General features: G+C 72.2%; 6 protein-coding genes. 4 read left to right on the forward strand and 2 right to left on the reverse strand.

The annotated features are described in order from the left end of the window. The first annotated feature begins 39 nt into the window (after nt 1-39). Nucleotides 40-1374: an OFA family MFS transporter gene (locus B9G49_RS15515; protein ID WP_086216972.1), complete on the forward strand. Its 1335-nt coding sequence runs from the start codon at nt 40-42 to the stop codon at nt 1372-1374. A gap of 39 nt (nt 1375-1413) precedes the next feature. Here B9G49_RS15515 and B9G49_RS15520 read toward each other — a convergent pair whose 3' ends face one another. Beyond that, nucleotides 1414-1827 carry a hypothetical protein gene (locus B9G49_RS15520; RefSeq protein ID WP_086216973.1) on the reverse strand — a complete coding sequence of 138 codons (414 nt, stop codon included), beginning with the start codon at nt 1825-1827 and terminating at the stop codon, nt 1414-1416. Continuing rightward, entirely contained in the window at nt 1824-2432 is a 609-nt protein-coding gene (locus tag B9G49_RS15525; RefSeq protein ID WP_086216974.1) for a class I SAM-dependent methyltransferase, read from the reverse strand. Before B9G49_RS15525 ends, B9G49_RS15520 begins: the two co-directional genes overlap by 4 nt. Before the next feature lie 84 nt (nt 2433-2516). On the opposite strand from B9G49_RS15525, the gene B9G49_RS15530 reads away from it, so the two are divergent. From B9G49_RS15530 to B9G49_RS15540, 3 genes are read left to right on the forward strand one after another with little or no spacing between them, the layout of a single operon-like run. Beyond that, on the forward strand, nt 2517-3281 hold the full coding sequence (locus tag B9G49_RS15530; protein ID WP_086216975.1) for a pirin family protein: 765 nt from the start codon (nt 2517-2519) through the stop codon (nt 3279-3281). 48 nt (nt 3282-3329) lie between these two features. Further along, nucleotides 3330-4691, forward strand: coding sequence for a TIGR00300 family protein (locus B9G49_RS15535; protein WP_086216976.1), 1362 nt, complete (start codon nt 3330-3332; stop codon nt 4689-4691). Beyond that, complete coding sequence (locus tag B9G49_RS15540; RefSeq protein WP_086216977.1) at nt 4688-5227, forward strand: GNAT family N-acetyltransferase; 540 nt, start codon at nt 4688-4690, stop codon at nt 5225-5227. The genes B9G49_RS15535 and B9G49_RS15540 overlap by 4 nt, the downstream gene beginning before the upstream one ends. Nucleotides 5228-5330 lie beyond the last annotated feature (103 nt).

Raw genomic sequence — 5330 nt, forward strand, 5'->3', positions numbered from 1 at the left:
ACATGACACAGACCGACAGCACGCGGACGACGGACGACGATGGCTGAGGACGAGTCGGCGGAGGCGGCCGCCGAGGGGGGGGCCGCGGGCGGCGTCGACTACGCCCCGCGCGCGGCCGACATTCTCGGGTTCTCGCGATGGTGGCAGATCGCCGCTGCGGCCGGGATGATGGCGGCGGTGAGCCCGTACCAGTACGTCTGGTCGTCGATCGAGCAGCCGCTCGCGAACAGCCTCGACATCGCGCTGCCGGCGCTGGGCGCGGTGTTCTCGTTTTACGTGGTGTTCCAGTCGCTCTCGCAGTTCCCCGCGGGCAAGTGGCGAGACAGCCGCGGCCCGGGGACGCTCACGTTCCTCGCGGCGATCCTCGCCGGCGGCGGGTACATCGGACTGGCGTACGCGACGAGCCTCTGGCAGCTGTACCTCCTGTACTCGCTCGGCGCGGTCGGCGTCGGCATCGTGTACACCGTCGCGGTCAACACCGCGGTCAAGTGGTTCCCCGACCGCACGGGGCTGACGACCGGCGTCGGGACGATGGCGTTCGCGGCCGGAAGCGCCCTCGTCGTCCCGTACGTCCGGGCGAACGCGACCGTGGCGGGGTACGGCGACGTGCTCCGCAACATCGGGATCGGAATCTTACTCGTGACGCTCGTCGGGTCGTTCCTCCTCCGTGACCCGCCGAAAGACTGGCTGGACCGGACGGACGACGCCGACGGCGGGGACGGCGACGAGGGGCTCGCGGCGTCGATCCGCGGCCGCGACTACTCGACGCGCGAGATGCTCTCGACGTGGCAGTTCTGGCTGCTGTACGCGATGTTCATCGCGATGGCGAGCGCGGACCTCCTCGTGATCGCCAACGTGGTCCGGTTCGCGGAGAACTTCGGGCTCGCGGCGCTGATCGCGACGCTCTCCGCGACGCTCCTCCCCATCGCCGCCGGGGTGTCGCGGCTGATCCTCGGCGAGGCGACCGACCGGTTCAGCCGCAAGCGCGTGATGGCGGGCTCGTTCCTCCTCGCCGGACTGTTCCGGGTCGGGCTGGTGGCCGCCGGCGAGGCCGGTAACGGCGCGGTCTTCGTCGCGTTCGTCCTCGGCGCGATGTTCTTCTCCTCGCCGCTGTACGTCTACTTCCCGTCCCTGCTGGCCGACTACTACGGCTCGGCCAACTCCTCCGGCAACTACGCGGTCCTGTACACCGCGAAGGTCGGCGGCGGCGTCTTCTCCGGCACCGTCGCCGGCTACCTCGTCGCGACGCTCGGCTGGACGCCGACGTTCGCCCTCGGCGGTGCGCTCGCGGTCGCCGCGGGACTGGCGGTGTTCGTCCTCCGGCCGCCGAGCGGCTCGGGGCTGGAAGCGGCCGAGTCGGCGGCGGCGGACTGACCGGGGCCGCCGTCGGTCCCGGCTCCTGTTCCGGGCCGGCTACGCTCCCGTCCGCGCCGCGCGACGGACCCCGAGCGACCAGAGCCCGACCGCGACACCCCCGGCCGCGAGCGCCGCGTTGACGCCGGCCGGTTCGAGGCCGAAGGGCGTGAACGCGGGCGCCACGGCGGCGTGGAGCAGGAACCCGACGCCGAACGCGGCGGCGGTTCGACGCGGCCCCCACGCCGGCGAGTCGGGCCGTCGCTCCGTCGCGGCGGAGACGCGGTCGCCGGAGGCGACGACGAGGTGGCCGACGGCAAACACGACCCCGAGGGCGACCGAGCCGGCGAGGTCGACGGGGACGCTCGTCGCGAAGGCGCGGTACCAGTAGACGTGCGCGAGGCGTGCGGCCGCGCCGAGCGCCAGCGCGAGTCCGATGTCGACGACGGCGGCCGCGGCGCGACGGGGGGTCACGGGAGCGTTCCGACCACGGCGTAGAAGGGGTCCTGACCCGGGCGCTCCGCGATCCGGTCCGTCACGTCGAAGCCGCCGGCGTCGAGGTACCGCTCGACGAGATCGGCGCGCTCGTCCATCGAGGCGGCCCGCCACGCGCGGACGGCCTTCGTCGGGAACATCCGGTTCGAGAAGCTGACGACTATCGTTCCGCCGGGCGCGAGGACCCGGGCGAACTCCTCGAACACGGGGCCGGGGTACTGGAGGTACTGGACCGACAGCGCACAGCAGACGGCGTCGAACGCGTCGTCGGCGAACGGGAGCGACTGATCTTGGTTGAAGTTGCGCACGACGAACTCGTCGAGCCGGTCGTTCTCGGCCAGCTCGGCCTCGTTGAGCCCGTGACCGACCACGCGCTGGTAGTCGGTGTCGGGCAGGTGCGAGACCCAACTGCTCATCGCGTCGAGGACGCGGTCGCCGGGATCGGTCACGGACGCGTACAGCGCGGTCAGCCGGTCGAGGAACGCGTCGTCGGCGTGGGTGACGAACCGCGGGTCGGCGTAGAACGTCCCGTCGGGGCGGTCGTCCCGCTTGCGCCGGTCGCGGTCCGAGAGGACGGTCGTCACGATATCGGATCGAGGGGCGCGGGGAGTAAGAGGGCGTCGCCCCCACCGGACGGCTTTTGCTCGACGGGACTTTACCAGTTGGTAATGGATTCCGCCGCCGCGGCCGACCGCGACCTCTTCCCCGCGCCTCGCTCCGAGGTCTTTCGAGATCAGGGCAAGTTCCGCACGCGATTCAACTTCCCCGGGCGGAACCTCCCGGACCACGACGACCACGGGTACGGCCCGCTCTCGACGGTCGTCGAGTCGTTCATGGACCCCGGCACGCTGATCCGGATGCACCAGCACCGCGACGAGGAGATCGTCTCGTGGGTGCCCGCGGGCGTGATGCGCCACGACGACCGCGAGGGGAACGAACTCGTCACCGACGCGGAGCACCTCCTCGTGATGAACGCCGGATCGGGCTTCTGGCACGCCGAGGAGACGCTCGCGAACGACCCGCCGCTCCGGATGCTCCAGATATTCGTTTGCCCGCACGACCTCGGTCTGGAGCCCGGGATCCAGCACGGCCCGCTCCCGGACCCCGAACCGGACGAGTGGCGTCGCGTGTTCGCGCCCGCGGGGTCGGACCACCCGTTCACCGTGCGCAACGCGGTCGACTGCCACGACGTTCGGCTCGACGCCGGCGCGGGCGCGACGCTCCCCGACGTCGAGGGCCGGGACGCCTACGTGTACGTCTTCGAGGGGTCGGCCGAGGTCGGCGACGCCGCGCTCTCGGAGACGGAGAGCGCCCTGTGGACCGGCGAGGGCGCCCCGCCGACCGTGACCGCGGGCGACGAGGGCGCGACCGTCGTGGCGTTCCTCGTCGACCCCGACGCGCCGGTGACGCGGCAGGGGACGATCGGGCGGTAGCGACGGCGGCAGGGAAACGGGTTTCACCGGGGGGCGCGACGCCTCCGTATGACCCAGTCGCGGACCGTCGAGCTGGAGGGGCACCTCATCGACAGCGGGACGATGCAGCGCTGCTTCGGCGCGGTGATGGACCTTGGCGGCTCGTTCGACGTCGAGCGGTTCGACGTCGGGAAACACGAGACCGAGGAGTCGTACTGCCGGCTGGCCGTCTCGGCCGACGACCCCGAGACGCTGCGCGCGATCCTCCACGAGCTCCACCAGAACGGCGCGGTCTTGGAGGACCCGTCCGACGTGGAGCTCGTCCCCGCGCCCGCGGACAAGGTGGTGCCGCCGAACTTCTACTCGACGACGAACCACCCGACCGAGGTGCTGTACGACGGCGAGTGGATCGACGTGGAGGGGATCGAGATGGACTGCGCGCTGGTGGTAGAACCCGAGCCGGCAGCGGACGCCGGCGAGAGAGACCGAGCGGACGCATCGGACGCGGGCAACGACGGGGCGGCGCGCGCCCGCACCAAGACGCTCAGCGCGGTTGAGGCGGGCGACCTCATCGCGACCGACCAGTCCGGGATCCGGGTGAACCCGCCGGAGCGCCCCCGGAGCGGCGGCGGCGCGTTCGGCTTCATGCAGGGCGGCGTCTCCGCGGAGCGCCCCTCCGAGTCGACGATCCGTGAGGTCGCCGCGGAGCTCCGCGCCGTCGAGGCGGACGGCGGGACCGTGATGGTGGTCGCCGGCCCCGCGGTGATCCACTCCGGCGCGGGCGACGCGCTCGCCGACCTCGTCGCCGCGGGCTACGTCGACGCGCTCTCCGCGGGCAACGGCTTCGCCACCCACGACCTGGAGCGCTCGATCTACGGCACCTCGCTCGGGATGGACGTTGAGACGCTCGAACACCCGCGGAAGGGACACAAACACCACATCTGGACCATCTCGGAGATCATCCGCGCCGGCGGGATCGAGGCAGCCGTCGAGGACGGGGTCGTCACGGAGGGGGTGATGTACGAGTGCGTCGAGAACGGCGTCGACACCGTCCTCGCGGGGTCGATCCGTGACGACGGCCCCCTGCCGGACACGATCACGGACGCGGTCGAGGCGCAGGACGCGATCCGCGAGCAGGCCCGCGACGCCGACATCGTGCTCATGCTCGCCACGCTGCTCCACTCCGTCGCGGTCGGCAACTGCCTCCCGTCGACGACGAAGACCGTCTGCGTCGACATCAACCCCGCCACGGTCACCCAGCTGCTCGACCGCGGCTCGGCGCAGGCGGTCGGCATGGTCACCGACATCGGCACGTTCGTCCCGACGCTCGCGGAGTACGTGCTGGAGGGCGAGGAGGGTGGAGGCGCGGAGACCGGGGGCGACGAGTCGGCGGGCGACGGGAGCGGAGGTTCCGCGGAGGGCGACGCGTGACACCCGAAATCCGGCCCTACGACCGCGAGCGCGACGCCGACGGGCTCTACGCGGCGAAGGTGGCCTTCGAGCGCGGCCTCGGCGAGAGCACCGGCGGCGACGGGAAGGCGGCCGCCTACGCGGAGAAGCTCACCGACACGTACCGCGAGCGGTGGCTCGACTGGGTCGACCGCTGCGTCGCCGCCGACCTCCGGTGCGTGACCGTCGCGGTCGACGGGAGCGCCGACGGGCCCGGTGACGAAGCGGCGGCCGACGGCGCCGTCGTCGGCTACGTCTTCGTCCTCCCAGAACGGCTGGCGATGATATGGGACGCGGCGGTGCTGAACGAGCTCTACGTCGCGCCCGAGCACCGCGGGACCGGCGTCGCCGACGACCTGCTGGGCGCCGCGCTCGACCTCGCGGCCGACCAGGAGCTCCCGCTCGACCGACTGGTCCTCGACGTGGACCCGGCGAACGACCGCGCGAGGGGGTTCTACGACCGCCACGGCTTCGAGCCGTGGGGCGAGATGGTCGCGCGGCCGCTGGACGACACCTGAGGCGGTCGGGACCGGCCGAAGGCGGCCCGGGTCGAGTCCGGCTCCCGAAGCTACAAGCGCGTCCGCCCGCTCTCGTCGGGCGTGATACAGATCGGCATCGTCG

Origin of the sequence: Halorubrum sp. SD683 (assembly GCF_002135045.1) — an archaeon.
Taxonomy (GTDB): domain Archaea; phylum Halobacteriota; class Halobacteria; order Halobacteriales; family Haloferacaceae; genus Halorubrum; species Halorubrum ezzemoulense.

What these genes read in the sequence shown, in the direction of transcription:
- B9G49_RS15515 (WP_086216972.1), top strand. Translation starts at nt 40, where the DNA reads ATGGCTGAGGACGAGTCGGCGGAGGCGGCCGCCGAGGGGGGGGCCGCG.
- B9G49_RS15530 (WP_086216975.1), top strand. Translation starts at nt 2,517, where the DNA reads ATGGATTCCGCCGCCGCGGCCGACCGCGACCTCTTCCCCGCGCCTCGC.
- B9G49_RS15535 (WP_086216976.1), top strand. Translation starts at nt 3,330, where the DNA reads ATGACCCAGTCGCGGACCGTCGAGCTGGAGGGGCACCTCATCGACAGC.